General features: G+C 73.7%; 15 protein-coding genes, 2 tRNA genes and 1 pseudogene. 9 read left to right on the top strand and 9 right to left on the bottom strand.

Annotation, left to right across the window (positions count from 1 at the left end):
* Window positions 1-6: 6 nt before the first annotated feature.
* Entirely contained in the window at window positions 7-969 is a 963-nt protein-coding gene (locus KSP35_RS02705; RefSeq protein WP_216998706.1) for a hypothetical protein, read from the top strand.
* A 3-nt stretch (window positions 970-972) separates the two neighbouring features.
* Here the strand turns inward: KSP35_RS02705 and dinB are convergent, their stop codons facing one another.
* Window positions 973-2,169 (bottom strand): DNA polymerase IV, encoded by a 1,197-nt coding sequence (gene dinB, locus KSP35_RS02700; protein WP_371748630.1) that lies wholly within the window; start codon window positions 2,167-2,169, stop codon window positions 973-975.
* Window positions 2,170-2,286: 117 nt separating this feature from the next.
* On the opposite strand from dinB, the gene KSP35_RS02695 reads away from it, so the two are divergent.
* The 4 genes and pseudogenes from KSP35_RS02695 to KSP35_RS02680 all read left to right on the top strand — a co-directional run bounded on the left by KSP35_RS02695 (window position 2,287) and on the right by KSP35_RS02680 (window position 5,004).
* Window positions 2,287-2,360 (top strand) — tRNA-Trp (locus tag KSP35_RS02695).
* 42 nt (window positions 2,361-2,402) lie between these two features.
* Window positions 2,403-2,910 (top strand): annotated as a pseudogene (locus tag KSP35_RS02690) (HNH endonuclease).
* Between the two features lie 149 nt (window positions 2,911-3,059).
* On the top strand, window positions 3,060-3,920 hold the full coding sequence (locus KSP35_RS02685; protein ID WP_254126942.1) for a metal-dependent hydrolase: 861 nt from the start codon (window positions 3,060-3,062) through the stop codon (window positions 3,918-3,920).
* Between the two features lie 97 nt (window positions 3,921-4,017).
* On the top strand, window positions 4,018-5,004 hold the full coding sequence (locus KSP35_RS02680; RefSeq protein ID WP_216998699.1) for a chitinase: 987 nt from the start codon (window positions 4,018-4,020) through the stop codon (window positions 5,002-5,004).
* 28 nt (window positions 5,005-5,032) lie between these two features.
* On the opposite strand, the gene KSP35_RS02675 is transcribed toward KSP35_RS02680, so the two are convergent.
* A complete protein-coding gene (locus KSP35_RS02675; RefSeq protein WP_216998698.1) occupies window positions 5,033-5,722 on the bottom strand; it encodes a hypothetical protein in 690 nt (229 codons plus the stop codon).
* A gap of 53 nt (window positions 5,723-5,775) precedes the next feature.
* On the opposite strand from KSP35_RS02675, the gene KSP35_RS02670 reads away from it, so the two are divergent.
* Window positions 5,776-6,534 carry an alpha/beta fold hydrolase gene (locus KSP35_RS02670; protein WP_216998697.1) on the top strand — a complete coding sequence of 253 codons (759 nt, stop codon included), beginning with the start codon at window positions 5,776-5,778 and terminating at the stop codon, window positions 6,532-6,534.
* Between the two features lie 12 nt (window positions 6,535-6,546).
* On the opposite strand, the gene KSP35_RS02665 is transcribed toward KSP35_RS02670, so the two are convergent.
* Window positions 6,547-6,792, bottom strand: a complete 246-nt coding sequence (locus KSP35_RS02665; protein WP_216998696.1) for a hypothetical protein — start codon at window positions 6,790-6,792, stop codon at window positions 6,547-6,549.
* Window positions 6,793-7,132: 340 nt separating this feature from the next.
* Between KSP35_RS02665 and KSP35_RS02660 the strand changes: the two genes are divergently transcribed.
* Window positions 7,133-8,221 carry an LLM class F420-dependent oxidoreductase gene (locus KSP35_RS02660; RefSeq protein ID WP_216998695.1) on the top strand — a complete coding sequence of 363 codons (1,089 nt, stop codon included), beginning with the start codon at window positions 7,133-7,135 and terminating at the stop codon, window positions 8,219-8,221.
* Here KSP35_RS02660 and KSP35_RS02655 read toward each other — a convergent pair.
* The 5 genes from KSP35_RS02655 to KSP35_RS02635 form a co-directional block, all read right to left on the bottom strand.
* Window positions 8,134-8,565 (bottom strand): VOC family protein, encoded by a 432-nt coding sequence (locus tag KSP35_RS02655; RefSeq protein ID WP_216998694.1) that lies wholly within the window; start codon window positions 8,563-8,565, stop codon window positions 8,134-8,136. The genes KSP35_RS02660 and KSP35_RS02655 overlap by 88 nt on opposite strands.
* Window positions 8,566-8,625: 60 nt before the next feature.
* The gene (locus tag KSP35_RS02650) at window positions 8,626-9,063 is read right to left on the bottom strand and encodes a helix-turn-helix domain-containing protein (RefSeq protein WP_216998693.1); all 438 of its coding nucleotides are present in this window, start codon (window positions 9,061-9,063) and stop codon (window positions 8,626-8,628) included.
* Window positions 9,064-9,163: 100 nt separating this feature from the next.
* Window positions 9,164-9,240, bottom strand: a tRNA-Val gene (locus KSP35_RS02645).
* 120 nt (window positions 9,241-9,360) lie between these two features.
* On the bottom strand, window positions 9,361-9,771 hold the full coding sequence (locus KSP35_RS02640; protein ID WP_216998692.1) for a hypothetical protein: 411 nt from the start codon (window positions 9,769-9,771) through the stop codon (window positions 9,361-9,363).
* Window positions 9,743-11,752 (bottom strand): APC family permease, encoded by a 2,010-nt coding sequence (locus KSP35_RS02635; RefSeq protein WP_216998691.1) that lies wholly within the window; start codon window positions 11,750-11,752, stop codon window positions 9,743-9,745. Before KSP35_RS02635 ends, KSP35_RS02640 begins: the two co-directional genes overlap by 29 nt.
* A 239-nt stretch (window positions 11,753-11,991) precedes the next feature.
* On the opposite strand from KSP35_RS02635, the gene KSP35_RS02630 reads away from it, so the two are divergent.
* Together KSP35_RS02630 and KSP35_RS02625 are read left to right on the top strand one after the other, a co-directional pair.
* Window positions 11,992-13,185, top strand: a complete 1,194-nt coding sequence (locus tag KSP35_RS02630; RefSeq protein WP_216998690.1) for a sensor histidine kinase KdpD — start codon at window positions 11,992-11,994, stop codon at window positions 13,183-13,185.
* Window positions 13,182-13,892, top strand: coding sequence for a response regulator transcription factor (locus tag KSP35_RS02625; RefSeq protein WP_216998689.1), 711 nt, complete (start codon window positions 13,182-13,184; stop codon window positions 13,890-13,892). Before KSP35_RS02630 ends, KSP35_RS02625 begins: the two co-directional genes overlap by 4 nt.
* Here the strand turns inward: KSP35_RS02625 and KSP35_RS02620 are convergent.
* On the bottom strand, window positions 13,856-15,289 hold the full coding sequence (locus KSP35_RS02620) for an amidase (RefSeq protein ID WP_216998688.1): 1,434 nt from the start codon (window positions 15,287-15,289) through the stop codon (window positions 13,856-13,858). The genes KSP35_RS02625 and KSP35_RS02620 overlap by 37 nt on opposite strands.
* Window positions 15,290-15,331 lie beyond the last annotated feature (42 nt).

Below are 15,331 nucleotides of genomic sequence, written 5' to 3'. Positions count from 1 at the left end.
CACCCCATGGCTGCCGGCAGCGGTGACGACGGCACACGGCTCGAGGAGGCCGACGACCTCTACGCGCTCGACCCGGCCGAGTTCACCGCCGCCCGCAACGCCCTGGCCAAGCGGCTGCGCGGCGAGGGCCGCAAGGCCGAGGCCACGGCGGTCGCCGCTCGACGCCGCCCGTCGGCTGCGGCCGGCGCCATCAACCGGGTGGCACGCGCCCAGCCCGAGCTGGTCGACGACGCCATCGACGCCGGCACCGCGCTGCGCGCCGCCACCGAGGCCGCCCTGGCGGGCGATGCCAGCGGGCTGCGCGACGCCACCACCGCCCAGCGGGCCGCCGCCGAGGGCCTGGTCCGCGCCGCGCTCGACCTCTTGGGGCCGGCCGGGCCCGCCGCCCGGGACCGGATCTCGGCCATCGTCCACGCGGCGGCGGTCGACGAGGCCGTTGCCGACGAGCTGCGGCGGGGCGTGGTGAGCGCCGACCACGACCGATCCGGCCTCGGCCTGGGCCTCGGCGGGGCGGCACCGATGCTGGCCCTGGTGCCGGACCCCGGGACCGAGCCGGTCCGGCGGGAGCGCCGCACCCCTCGACCGGCCGGGCGCCGGCGGACCGGGCGCCCGGACGGTGGGCAGGTCGCCGACGGGGCCCCCGCGGTGCCCGCCACCCAGCGAGCCGTGGAGTCGGCCGCGCAGCCGGAGGTCGACGCCGCCGAGGTGCCCCGCTCGGCCCTCGACCGGCGCCGAGAGCAGGCCGGGGAGCGCAAGGCCCGGCAGGCGGCCGAGCGCGAGCGGCGCCGCCGGCTCGCCGACCTCCGAGCCGAGGCCGAGCACACCGCCACCGCTGCGGACCGGCTCGCCCGCCAGGCCGACGACGCCGAGGCAGCCGCTGCCGACGTGCGCCGTCGGGCCGATGCCGCCCAGGCGGCGGCCGGAGCCGCCGCCGAGGCCCTGCGAGCGGCCGAGGCCGAGGCGCGCTGAGGGTCAGTCCGGCAGCATCGGCACGGTGAGGCCGGGATCGCGCCCCACGAGCGCCGCCCGCGTCAGCGAGGCCGAGCCGAAGCGCTGGCGCACCAGGTCCTGGGCCGCGTCGAGCGCGGCGGTGCTCGACGCGTCGAACGGCAGCGGCAGCTGGACGGCCCGGTCGTCGTCGAGGTTGGCGACGGTGATGCCGACGAGGGTGATGCCCTGGGCCTCGATGAGCGGCGTCGCCGCCCGCACCAGGTCTCGTGCCGCGGCGAGCACGGTGGGCGTGTGGGCGGTCGGCCAGGACAGGGTGTGGCTCCGCGTGGCCCGGCTGAAGTCGTCGAAGCGCAGCCGCAGCACGACCGTCCGCCCGACCCGTCCTGCCGCCCGCAGCCGCCGGGTCACGCGGTCGACCAGGGCCAGGACCGAGGCGTCGAGCTCGGCCGCGGAGGTGGGCCGGCGGCCCAGCGCCCGCTGGGCGCCCATGGACCGACGGCGCCGTCCGGTCTGGACGTGGCGTGGGTCGCGACCCTGGGCGAGGGCGTGCAGGTGGCGCCCGGGACCGCCGCCCAGGAGACCGGTGAGGACCTGCTCGTCGAGCTGGGCCAGCTCCCCCACGGTGTGGATGCCCCGAGCGTGCAGCTTGCGCGCCGTGACCTGGCCGACGCCCCAGATCCGCTCGATGGGCAAGGGGTGGAGGAACGCCAGCTCGCCGTCGGGCGGCACCAGCAGCAGGCCGTCGGGCTTGGCCACCGCGCTGGCCACCTTGGCGAGGAACTTGGTGCGGGCGATGCCCACGGTGATGGCCAGCCCCACCTCGCGCAGCACGTCGGCCCGCAGCTTGGTGGCGATGTCGACCGGCGCGCCGGCGATGCGGCGCAGGCCGGCGACGTCGAGGAACGCCTCGTCGATGGACAGGCCCTCCACCAGCGGCGTGGTGTCGGCGAACACGGCGAAGACCGCCTTGCTGGCCTCGCTGTAGGCCGACATCCGGGGCGGCACCACCACGGCCCGGGGGCACAGCTGCCGCGCCTGGCGTCCGCCCATGGCCGTGCGCACGCCCATGGCCTTGGCCTCGTAGCTGGCCGCCAGCACCACGCCACCGCCCACGATCACCGGCCGCCCCCGGAGGCGCGGGTCGTCGCGCTGCTCCACCGAGGCGTAGAACGCGTCCAGGTCGGCGTGGAGGATGGTGGCGTCTCCGGACACGAACACATGTTCGCACGCGCGCCGGAGCTGCTCGGCCGGTGCGGAAATCCCTTCGGCCGCACGGTTCGGTCCGAGCATGCTGGCGCCGGCCCGGTGGCCGCTCCGGCGGCCCCGGGGCAACCGAGGGGCGTAGCTCAGCTGGCCAGAGCGCCGGTCTCCAAAACCGGATGTCGGGGGTTCGACTCCCTCCGCCCCTGCTCCACCGAACCCGTCGCGCCACCCGGAAGGAGGCCCGCCCCATGTCCACGACCCTGCTGCTGAACGCCAGCTACGAGCCCCTCTGCGTCATCCCGGTCCGCCGGGCCGTCGTCCTGGTGCTGGCCCACAAGGCCGACGTCCTCGCCGAGGGCGACGCCGCCCTGCGCTCGGCCCGCGTCACGGTGCCGGCGCCGTCGGTCATCAAGCTCCGGTACTTCGTGAAGGTGCCGTACCGGGCCAGCCTCCCGCTGAACGGCCGCAACCTGGTGGCCCGAGACCACGGCCGCTGCGCGTACTGCGGCGGCCGCGGCGACACCATCGACCACGTGGTCCCCCGCTCCCGGGGCGGCGAGCACGCGGACCAACGTGGTGGCGGCGTGCCGGCCGTGCAACAACCGCAAGGACGACCGGCTCCTCTCGGAGCTGGGGTGGACGTTGCCGTTCCGGCCCAAGGCGCCGTCGGGCTGGTCGTACCTGGTGGTCGGCGTCGGCGCCACGGACCCACGCTGGGAACCGTGGCTGCAGCACCCGGGCCTGGCACGCACCTGACCCGGCCCCTTCGAGGGCCGGGTCCGGTGTGACCGGTGCCATGCAGACCGATGGGCGCTCGATCGTTACACTGATCGATGTCAAGGTTCGCGATGGCTCAGGGGAACCCGCCGTCGGAACCGCCCACCCCCAACAGGGAGCAGCCAGCGATGAGCACCGAGACGCCCACCCGCGATCCGATCAAGGTCCGCCGCATCTCGTTCGACCACGAGGGCACCGAGCTCCCCCGCCACTTCATGGGCGGCGACCTGGTGATGAGCCACATCGTGGCCACCCTCTCGTGCGTCTTCCCGGAGGGCGAGGACTACTTCGTGCGCAGCGTGCGCAACTTCCGGGACCAGATCACCGACCCGGTGCTGAAGAAGGAGGTCGGCGCCTTCATCGGCCAGGAGGCCATCCACGGTCGTGAGCACCGGGCCATGAACGACCGCTTCGGCGAGCTGGGCTACCCCGCCAAGGCCATCGACCGCTTCATCGGCAACCGCCTCCGCTTCGACGAGAAGGTGGCGCCGCCCAAGTTCCGCCTCGCCGTCACCGCCGCCCTGGAGCACTACACCGCCACCCTCGCCGAGGTCCTCCTCGAGTCCCAGGAGGCCCGCGACCTCTTCGGCGACTGCGACGAGGTGCGCGACCTGCTCCTCTGGCACGCCATCGAGGAGAGCGAGCACAAGACCGTGGCGTTCGACGTGTTCCAGACCGTCAGCGGCGACGACAAGTACCGGGCCCGGGTGATGAACGTGGTCACCTTCGCCTTCCTGACGACCTCGATCATCTGGACGATGATCTCCCTGGCCAAGGACCCGGCCACCCGGGAGCGGGGCCGCCTGCGCCGCAGCCTCAAGGGCCTGCGCACCTCGCCGTGGCTGAGCAAGGACGTGCGGAGCCGGATCCGCGACTACAACCGGGTCGGCTTCCACCCCAACGACCACGACGCCACCGAGCTGCTGGCCGAGTGGCGCGAGCGCCTCTTCGGCGCCGAGGGCACCCTGGTCGACAAGCTCGCCAGCTGAAGCTGCCCACACGGATCCCCTCGACCCGGGCGGTCGTCGCCTCGACGGTGCGAGACTGTCGCCGAGCGGCACGGGGGTGGCGCCACGAGGGGGATCCATGGGCCAGCTCCGCACCACCCGGGCGCACCGCCGCCTGCTCGCCATCGGCATCGCGGCTGCGGCGGCGCTCGCCGGTGGCCTGCTGACCTCGTGCGATCCGCCGGCCCGACCGGTGGCGGCGCCGTACGTCGACGTCGCCGGGTCAAACCCCGCCAACCTGAAGGCGGCGGTGGTGAGCGGCGGGCTGAGGGACGTGAGCCTGGGCTTCGTCATCGGTGACGGCTGCACGCCCACGTGGGACGACGAGGTCCCGGTGAGCGAGTCCACGGCGATCAATGCCCGGATCGACGCGGCGCGCACCGCCGGCGCCAAGGTGATCGTGTCCTTCGGCGGCCAGGCCGGGCTCGACCTCGCCCGCACCTGCACCGACACGACGAAGCTCGCGGCGGCCTACCGGTCGGTGCTGGCCCGCTTCGGCGCCACCCGCGCCGACTTCGACGTCGAGGGCGACGCGCTCGACGACGCCGCGTCGATCAGCCGCAGGTTCACCGCCATCCGGGCCCTCGTGGCCACCACCCCGTCGCTCCAGGTGTCGGCCACCCTGCCGGTCGCGCCGAGCGGCCTGGAGCCGAACGGGCTGGCGTTCCTGCGCAAGGCCAAGGCCACCGGCACCCGCATCGACCTGGTGAACATCATGGTCATGGACTACGGCGACGCACGGGACATGGGGGCCACGGCCATCTCGTCGGCCATGGGCACGCTCGCCCAGTGGAAGGCGATCTCGCCGTCGGCCAGCTACGCCAAGCTCGGCCTCACCCCGATGATCGGCCGGAACGACACCGCCAGCGAGGTGTTCTCCCTCGCCAACGCCCGCGCCGTCATCAGCTGGGCCCGGGCCAACGGCGTCGGCCGCCTGGCGTTCTGGTCGCTCAACCGCGACCAGCAGTGCGCCGGTGCCACCTCCACCGCCCAGGACGACTGCTCCGGGGTCAGCCAGGGCACCCTCGCCTTCACCAAGCTGCTCGTGGCGGCCGCCAAGCCCTGACCCGCCGGGCCACGAGGCAGGTCGCCGGTCAGGCTCGGGGGGTGCCGTCGGGGCCGGTGCGACGGAGGCGGCGGGCGCCGAGGAAGATCCCGACGCCCAAGCCGACGGAGAGGATGAGGTGGCCGGCGAAGCCGCTGCGCAGCGCGCCCAGCGAGATCTCGCTGCCGCCGAGCAGGACGAAGCGGACGCGGTCGCCGAAGAGGAAGCCGTAGCCCTTGATGTCGGTGCCGACCTCGACGCTCCACAGCGCCAGCTGGTCCCACGGCAGCAGCACCCCGGTGATGAGCGCGGCGCCGGCGAGCAGCGGCAGCGACACCGCCTCGGCCAGCCGATGCCAGCCGACGATCCCCTTCTCGGCCACCAGCAGGATCCCGGCCACCACCGAGGTCCCCACCGCGAGCACGGCGGTGAGGCGGTGGATGCGCTGCACGTCGTGGGACAGGCGCACGGCCGGCGGGAGCACCGACGGGTCGTAGCTCGAGGCGGGCCGGTAGGCGAAGTACAGGTAGACGCCGCTGACGACGAGCACCAGGACCTCGATGGCAAGGACCTGGAGGGCGAGCGAGCGGGCCGTGCGCAGCTTGGGGTCGACGGGCAGCGCCTCGTGCTCGACGTGCAGGCCGAGGATGGCTCGGGCCCGCTGCTCGGCCAGGCGCGCCGCCAGGGCGTGCTCCGCCTCCCCTGTCCCCGTCGCCCCCACGGTCGTTCCGTCCGCCACACCGCAACGCTATCCGCCGCCCGGGTGGCGGAGCGCCGGTATCGTCACCCGCCGTGTCGGAACCCGCGCCCCAGGCCACCTACGTCCTCGTCCACGGAGGCGGCTCCTCGGCCCGCTTCTGGGATCGCCTGCTCCCGCTGCTCGACCGCCCGGCCATCGCGGTCGACCTGCCGGGGCGGGGCAGCCGGCCCGGGCCCATCGAGCGCGTCTCGGTCGACGACGAGGCTGCCGCGGTCGTGAGCGACGTGGAGGCCGAGGTCGACGGGCCGGTGGTGCTGGTGGCCCACTCGTCGGCGGGGCTGCTGATCCCCGCAGCGGTGGCGGCGCTGGGTGACCGCGTGGTGCACGTGGTGCTCAACGCCGCGCTGGTGCCGCCCGAGGGCGGCTACGGGCTCGACTGCCTCAAGCCGGCCCACGCCGAGGGCCTGCGCGCCGTGGTGGAGGCGGCCGAGGCGGAGGGCACGGCGATCACCATGCCCGGCGTGCCGGACGACCCCGAGGCGTTCCGCACCGGCTACGGCGGCGACCCGCTCTCCGACGACGAGCTGGCCTTCGTGGTCGATCCGGAGCGCTGCGTGCCCGACGGGCTGCACCACCACTTCCAGCCGGTGCGGTGGTCCGAGGCTGGCGACGTGCCGGTGACGTACGTGGTCAACGACCGGGACCGACCGGTGGCCCCGGCCATGCAGGCCGAGATGATCACCCGCCTGCCGCACCCGCCCACGGTGGTCCACCTGCCCGGCGGCCACATCCCGGCGGTGACCGACCCGGCGGCGCTGGCCGCGGTGCTCGCCGCCGTCCCGGTGGGCTGAGCGCCAGGGGCCTCAGGCCTCCGGCGGGGCCGCGGTGGGGTCCTCGGCGGTGAGCTCCTCCGGCGGGATGAGGATCCAGCCCCGCTTCTCCAGTTCCCGAGCGAGCACCCTGGCGGGCAGGTCCCGCACCAGGGTGGACTGGCGGGCCTCGCGCCGCTCGGCCACCGTGCCGCCCTCGACGGGGGCGACCGCCGCCGCCTTGCGGACTGCGCCCTTGGGCACCGGCGCCGCCCGCTTCGCCTTCGGCGGATCGGGCACCTCGTCGACCGGGCCGCCGGCTTCGGCCTCCGCCTCGAGCTGCTCGATGAAGGCATCGGCCTCGTCGGTGGTGAACTTGCCGCCGCCCTGGCGCTGGGTGAAGCCGAGCGGCCCGCGGGCATCACGGAAGCTTCGAGTACCCCGCGTCGCCGAGCAGCGCTTCGAGGGTCTTGAGCTGGCGGGCCGTGGCCGGCCGCCCGTTCTGCTGTCCGAAGGCCATGGGCCCATCCTCCCACCCCCCAGTGACAGGGAAGGGGACCGCTGGCGGCTCCGGCGCCGTCACCGAGCGTTCACCCGAGCCGCTGAGCAGAACGTCGGGAGCGGCCGTAGCGTGCCGTCCGTGACCAAGCTCGGCTACCAGATCCCCAACTTCACCTATCCCGACGTCGCCCCGGCGGACCTCTTCGGCGTGATCGCCCGCCAGGCCCGCGAGGCCGACGAGAGCGGCTTCGACACCGTCATGGTGATGGACCACTTCTACCAACTGCCCATGCTCGGCCCGCCCGAGCTGGAGATGCTCGAGTGCTACACGCTGCTCTCGGCGCTGGCCCAGCACACCTCCACCGTGCGGCTCTCGGCGCTCGTCACCGGCAACACGTACCGGAACCCCACGCTGCTCGCCAAGACCCTCACCACGCTCGACGTGGTGTCGGGCGGGCGGGCCCAGCTGGGCATCGGCGCCGGCTGGTTCGAGCAGGAGCACGACTCGCTGGGCTTCGAGTTCCTCACCTTCACCGAGCGCTTCGAGAAGCTCGAGGAGGCGCTCCAGATCATCACCGGGATGTTCCGGAGCGAGCTGCCCACCCTCGACGGCAAGTGGTACCAGGTGCGTGAGGCCATCAACTCCCCCGCCCCGCTCGGCCACATCCCGATCATGATCGGCGGCGGCGGCGAGAAGAAGACGCTGCGCCTCGTGGCCCAGTACGCCGATGAGTCCAACCTCATCTGCGGCGTCGACGAGATCGGCCGCAAGCTCGACGCCCTCGCCGGCCACTGCGAGCGCCTGGGCCGCGACCGCTCCGAGATCACCGTCTCGTACCAGGGGATGGCGTGCATCGCCCCCACCCACGACGAGGCGGTGGCCGAGCTCGACGCCTTGCTCCTGAGCCGGGGCATGGACGTCGCCACGATGTCGGCCGAGGACGCCGCCGCCATGCGGGCCGTGCTCCCCCCACGGCGACCCCGACGAGATCGGCGAGCTGTTCTCGACCTACCTCGCCACCGGCGTCGACGGCTTCACCGTCAGCGCGCCGGCCAACGGCCACATCGAGGGCCGCGTCGCCCTCCTCGGCGAGACGCTCGCCAAGGTCATCGCCTGAAGCGAGCGACGTCCGTCCTCACCTACCGGCGATCGAACGAGAGCTCGAGGACCTGGGTGAGGCGGACGTTGTTGCCCGACGGGTCGCGGAAGGACGTGTCGATGCCGTAGGGCTGGGGCGTGGGCGGGTCGTTGAAGACCACGCCGCGGGCCGACAGCTCGTCGTAGGCGGCCTGGCAGTCGTCGGTCTCCAGGAACAGGGTGCCGCCGGCGCCCTTGGCCACGATCTCGGCCAGCTGCTCGCTGGTGGCGTCGTCGAGCATCGGGGGCTGCGGCACCGGCATCAGCACCAGGCCCACGTCGTCCTGGCCCACCGGGCCCACCACCAGCCAGCGGAACGACCACTCGGGCATGGTCACGTCCGAGCGCACCTCCCAGCCGAGCTTCTCGGTGTAGAATGCGAGCGACTCGTCCTGGTCGTGGACCCAGAACTGGGCGTTGGCGATCTTGGTCATGCGGGGCTCCTCGTGGCTGCGCCGACCGCATCGGGTGCGCCGGCTGCGTCGGTGGCGACGCTACGGACGGGCGGGCGCCTCGTCTTCTCGAAACGTGCGGTTCTGCGGGCGGCCGTAGGCCCGGGCCACGCAGTCCGGGATGCGGACGAGCCGGCGGGCCGGCGGGAACGCCGCCCGGTACGCCGTGGGCGTGGTGCCGTGGACCCGGCGGAAGCTGGTGGTGAACGAGCCGACGCTCGTCAGGCCGACGGCGAAGCAGATCTCGGTGACCGACCGATCGGTGGTGCGCAGCAGCGCGGCGGCCCGCTCCAGGCGACGGGTCAGCAGGTAGCGGTGCGGGGCCTCGCCGAACGCCCGGCGGAACTCCCGGCTGAAGTGCGCCGGTGACAGGCCCGCCACCCGGGCCAGGTCGGCCACCGTGAGCGGCTCGGCGTAGCGGGCGTCGGCCAGGTCCCGGGCCCGCAACAGGTGCCGGGCGGGCGGGACGGCGCTCACCATCGCCCGCCCTGGTCGCCCATCGGCCCGAGGCTAGGACGTGGCGAGGTCGAGCGTCCGGACGCGGCAGAGGCCCCCCGGAGGGGCCTCTGGAACCGGACTCTGGTGGGCGTAACAGGACTCGAACCTGTGACCCCTGCCGTGTGAAGGCAGTGCTCTAGCCAACTGAGCTATACGCCCGGGTACGGGTCGGTGACCTTAGCCGAGGGCCTCCCGGGCGCTCCAAGCCGATCGGGCCGGGGGTCCGGGGTGGCGGCGGTGGAGGGCCGCCACCCCGGGGGCCGGGGTGCGCTCGGGTCGCTAGGGCAGGGGGCGCAGGTCGTAGGCGGGGTTGGTGATGAGGAGCTTGCCGTCGCGGGCGCCGACCATGCCCTCGACGGTGAGGTCGACGCCGGGGCGGATGCCGCCGAGGCGCCGCCGGCCCAGGAAGGCGACGGTGACCCCGCCGGTGCGGTCGGCGAGGACCAGCTCGAGGGTGGCGACGTCGTCGCCCCAGGCCCGCACCCGCACCGAGCGGACCCGGCCGCCGACCTGGGCCCGGTGGCGCCAGACCACATCCGCGATGGGGATCGACCGGTCCAGGTCGAGGATGCCGCCGGTCACGGCCGGCTGCGGCTCGAAGCCGGCCAGGTCGAGCTCCGCCCCGTCGGCCACGTCGGCCGGGGCGCCGGGGTCGCCCGCATCAGTGGTGGTGGGCCTGGTGGTAGCCATCACGCTCCTCCGCGGAGATCTCGCACGAACCGAAGTGGTACGGCACGAAGGTGACGTTGGCGTGGGGCAGGCGGCTGATGGTGCGGGCCAGCCCGTCGGCGGTGCGGTCGTGCAGGAGGCGGTGCCACCAGTGGGTGTACTCCCGCCTGGGGATGAGGACCGAGACCTCGGTGTTGCCGTCGGCCAGCTCGTCGGCCACCACGTCGAGCACCGAGCGCTCGACGCGACGGTCGGGGCAGTCGACGACGTCGAGCGGGACCCGGATCATCCCGAGCTGGTCCCAGCGCTCGGCCAGCAGCTGGGCCTTGTCGGGGTCCGATGCCGCGTGCACGGCGCGGACCTCGTCGGCCATCAGCGAACGGGCGTACTGGAGGGCCTTGGCGGTGGGGCGGTCGAGGTCGCTCACCAGGACCAGGGCGGCGTGGCGGCGCAGCACGGGAGCGCTCAGCGCCGCCTCCACCTCGTGGGCCAGCTCCACCGACTCCGACTCGTACTGGCGGTTCAGCCGCACCAGGAGGGCGACCATGATCGGCACCAGCAGCATGATGAACCAGGCGCCCTCGGGGAACTTCACGATCCCGATGACGATGGTGACCACGCCGGTGGCGAGCGCTCCCCCGCCGTTGATGAACAGCCCCACCCGCCAGCCGGGCTCGCGGAGCTTGATGTGGCGCACCGCCATGCCGGTCTGGCTGAGCGTGAACGAGGTGAACACGCCGATGGCGTAGAGCGGGATCAGGTGGTTGACGTTGGCCTGGAAGACCACCACCAGCACGCTGGCGGCGATGGCCAGGGCCACGATGCCGTTGGAGAACACCAGCCGGTGGCCCCGCTTGGTGAGCTGCTTGGGCATGAAGGCGTCATCGGCGTGGAAGCTGGCGAGGCGGGGGAAGTCGGCGAAGGACGTGTTGGCCGCCAGCACCAGGATCAGCATGGTGGCCGCCTGCACGAAGTAGAAGGCGATGTGGCCGGCCGCTCCGGCGCCGAAGGTGGCCCGGGCGATCTGCGAGATCACCGTGACCTTCTCGCTCGGGACCGTGTGGAGCTTGGCGGCCAGGAACGAGATGCCGATGAACATCGAGCCGAGGCAGGCGCCCATGACCATGAGGGTGCTGGTGGCGTTCTTGGCCTCGGGCTTCTTGAAGGCCGGCACGCCGTTGGAGATGGCCTCCACGCCGGTCATGGCGGCGCCGCCGGCGGCGAAGGCCTTGAGCAGCAGGAAGAAGTACATGGCCTTGACGCCCACGTCGTAGTGCTGGGTGGGCAGCGGGGCGTGGTGCAGGGTGCCGGTGACCTCCCGGAAGAGGCCGATGCCCACCATCACGAACATCGACACCACGAAGGCGTAGGTGGGCACGGCGAACATGCGGCCCGACTCCTTGACGCCGCGGAGGTTGCCCCACGCGATGAGGGCGATGCAGGCCAGCGCCGCGGGGACCCGGTAGGGGTACACCGACGGGATCGCCGAGTAGAGGGCAGCCATGCCGGCCGACGTCGACACCGCGACGGTGAGGATGTAGTCGGTGAGCAGGGCCACGCCGGCCACCTGGGCGGGCAGCAGGCCGAGGTTGTCCTTGGTGACGATGTAGGCGCCGCCGGCCGACGGGTACGCCTTGATGGTCTGGCGGTAGCTGAAGATCAGGATGACCAGCACCGTCACCAGGGCGAGGGTGATCGGCAGCACGAACGAGGTGAAGGCCAGGAAGCCGATCACCGGCACCAGCACCCGGAGGATCTCCTCGGTGGCGTAGGCGGTGGACGACAGGGCGTCGCTGGCGAACACGGCGAGGGCCGTGGGCTTGCCCAGGCGCTCGTGCTCGAGCTGGTCGGTGTGCAGCGCCGGGCCCAGCACCTTGGTCTTGAGGCGGTAGCCGGACGTCTCCGGCAGGTCGATGCCCGGGCCCACCGGCAGCGGCTCGGGCGGGGTCGCCCGGCGCGCCGCGGCGGGCGACGGAGGTGGAGCAGGGTCGGTCACGGTCATGGGTTCGAGTGTCCGCGACCCCCGCATCAAGACGGCGTAGCCAAACGCCCGGACGCGCAAGGAACGCGCAAAGACGACCGCCCGGCGCCTCGCACCACCCGCAGCCGGCCCATCCGAGCGAACTTCGGGTCCCACGCCCCCGCGCGCCGGTCTGGGACCCAAAGTTCGAAGGGGGGCCGCGCCGCACCGGACGGCGGCCCTGGCACATGAAGGCGGCGTGGGCAGAGCAAGATGCGGCCATGGCCTCCGTCAGCTGGCTCCCCTCCCGCCCGCTGGGCGCGGCCGTGGGCGCGGCGCTGACCGTCACCGCCACCCTCGCCGTGCTGCCGCTGCGGGACTCGGTGTCGACGGCCACCCCGGCGCTGGTGCTGGTGGTGCCGGGCGTGGTGGCTGCGGTGCTCGGCGGTCGGGTCGCCGCCGGGGCGGTGGCGCTGGCCTCGGCGCTGGCGTTCGGCTTCTTCTTCCTGCCGCCGTTCGGCCAGTGGAAGATCCTCGACGGCGAGGACGTCACCGCGATCGTCGTGTTCGTGGTCGTCGCCCTGGCCATGGGCGAGGTCACCGCCCGCGAGTCCGAACGGCGGCGCCTCGCCGAGGCGCGGGCGGCGGAGCTGGGGACGCTGGCGGAATCGCTGGCCGAGTCGAAGGCCGACCAGGAGCGCATGGCCGGCGAGCTGGACAAGCTGGCGGTGATGGAGGAGGTCGACCAGCAGCGGTCGGCCCTGCTGCGCTCGGTGTCGCACGACCTGCGCACGCCGCTCGCCACCATCCGGGCCGTGTCGTCGGACCTCCGCAGCGACATCCCCTACGACGACGACACCCGCCAGGAGCTGCTGGGCCTGGTGTCGGACGAGGCCGAGCGGCTCGACCGCCTGGTGGCCAACCTGCTGAGCATGAGCCGGGTGGAGGCCGGGTCGTTCGCGCCGGACCGCCAGGCCGTCGACCTGCCCGAGCTGCTGGAGACCTCGATCGCCCGCGTGCGGCGAGCGCTCAAGGACCGCCGGGTGGAGCTCGACGCGCCGGACGACCTGCCGCTCGTCGATGCCGACTACACCCAGCTCGACCAGGTGGTGACCAACCTGCTGGAGAACGCCGCACGCCACAGCCCGCCCCGGTCGACCGTGCGGGTCACGGCCCGGCCCGAGGGGGCCTTCGTCCAGGTGTCGGTGGAGGACTCCGGCGTCGGAGTGCTGCCCACCGAGCGCACCCGGGTGTTCGAGGCGTTCCACCGCAGCGACGGCAGCCGCTCCAGCGGCCTCGGACTGGCGATCTGCAAGGCGGTGGTGGAGGCCCACGGCGGCACCATCCGCGTGACCGGGCCCGCCGGCGGCGGTGCCCGCTTCACCTTCACCGTGCCGGTCCGGGTCGACCACGGCGTCGACCACCGCCCCGGCGACCCCACCGCCCGCACCGATCCCGACGAGGAACGACCGTGAACGAGAAGACCAAGGTCCTGGTGGTCGACGACGAGCACGCCATCGTGCGGGCCCTCACCGCCGCCCTCGAGGCCCGCGGCTACCAAGTGACGTCGGTGCGCACCGGGCACGAGGCGCTCGACCGCACGGCCTCGTCGGCGCCGGACGCGATCATCCTCGACCTCGGCCTGCCCGACCTCGACGGCCTCGAGGTCTGTCGCCGCATCCGCCTGTGGAGCGAGGTGCCGATCCTCGTGCTCACCGCCGAGGGCTCCGACGACGTGAAGGTCAAGGCGCTCGACGAGGGCGCCGACGACTACGTCACCAAGCCGTTCTCCACCCCCGAGCTGCTGGCCCGGTTGCGGGTCGCCCTCCGCCACCACCGCCGGGCCAACGGGCCCGACACCGAGGACGAGGCCGAGCTTGTGGTGGGCCAGCTGACCGTCGACCTCCCCCACCACGAGGTGCGCGCCGGCGACGTGCGCCTGGACCTGACGCCCAAGGAGTTCGGGTTCCTGGCCGTGCTGGCCCGCCACCCCGGCCGGGTGCTGACCCACCGCATGATCCTGCAGCAGGTCTGGGGCGAGGCCTACGGCACCGAGACGCAGTACCTGCGGGTCTACGCGTCGCAGCTGCGCAAGAAGCTGGCCGGGACCGGGGCGCCGACGCTGGTGACCGAGCCCGGTGTGGGCTACCGGCTGGTGGAGGCCGAGGCCGACGGCTCGTAGGGGCACACGGTGTCGATGGCCAGCGTCTCCTCCAGCACGGCGAGCAGGCGGAGCACGGCGAGGTCGCCGTGCTGCGGGCCCACCACCTGGAGGCCGACGGGCATGGCATCGGCGGTGAAGCCGGCCACCACCGAGCCGGCCGGCGACCGGGTGAGGTTGAACGGATAGGTGAAGCGCACCCAGCTCAGGTCCTCGACGCCGTCGACCGTGCCCGACGCCGACCCCACGGGGGTCTGGCCGGCGACGGTGGGCGTGAGGAGCAGCGGCGCCTGGTGCAGCACCTCCACGAGGCGGGCGTTGAGCCGGTGGGCCAGGTCCATCGCCTCGAGCGCCGTGGTGGCGGTGGCCGTGCTCTGCGCCCACGTGAGCATGCCGGCGAGGTCCGGGTCGAGCTGGTCCCAGCGGCCGCCATCGGGGTCGGCGCCCTGGATCGTCCGCAGGTTGGCGGTGAGCGACAGCATCAGCCACTGGACGCCCGGATCCTCGTCGAACACGTCGTCGACGCGCACCACCTCGGTGCCGCGCGCCTCCAGCGCCCGCACCGCGCCCTCGCAGATGTCGAGCACCTCGGCGTCGACGGTGGCGTAGCCCAGCGTGGGCGACCACAGCACCCGTCGGGGCAGGTGCACGTCGCCCACCGCGTCGATCCAGCTGTCCTCCGGCATGGGCAGGGCCCGCAGGTCGGTGGGCTCGGGGCCGATCACCGAGTCGAGCGCCAGCGCCTGGTCGCGGATGGTGCGGGTCATGAGGCCCTTGCTCGACAGGTCGGCCCAGCCGGGCGGGTTGGGCCCGCCCACGGGCACCCGACCGAGCGAGCACTTGATGGACGACAGGCCGCACAGCGACGACGGGATGCGCAGCGAGCCGCCGCCGTCGGACCCGGTGGCCAGCGGGACCATGCCGGCCGCCACCGCCGCCGCGGACCCGCCCGACGAGCCGCCGGCGGAGCGTGCGAGCGACCAGGGGTTGGCGGTGCGGCCGAACACCCGGTTGTCGGTGTCGGCCTTCCAGGCCAGCTCGGGGGTGTTGGTCTTGCCCACCACCACGCAACCCGCCTGGCGCAGGCGGTCGACCAGGACGGAGTCGCCGGTGGCCACCGGCCCGTCGGCGAAGAGCAGCGAGCCCTGCGTGGTGCGGAAGCCGCGGGCGTCCTCGGTGTCCTTCACGCCGATCGGGATGCCGGCGAGGGGGCCGACGTCGTCGCCGTCGACGATGCGCTGGTCGATCTCGGCGGCCTGGGCCCGAGCGGCGTCGCCGTCGACGGCCACGAACGCGCCCACCTCGCCGTTGGTGGCCTCGATGCGGGCCAGCGCCACCTCCGTCAGCTCCCGGGCCGACACCTCTCGGCGCAGCACCCGGTCAGCGAGGTCCTCGACGTGCTCGTGGCGGAAGTCCATCTGCCGACGCTACGTCGACCGGCCGACCGGTGTCGGCCACCG

This window comes from Aquihabitans sp. G128, from assembly GCF_019048865.1.
Lineage (GTDB): Bacteria > Actinomycetota > Acidimicrobiia > Acidimicrobiales > Iamiaceae > Aquihabitans.
This window is presented reverse-complemented; position numbering and strand designations above follow the sequence as displayed.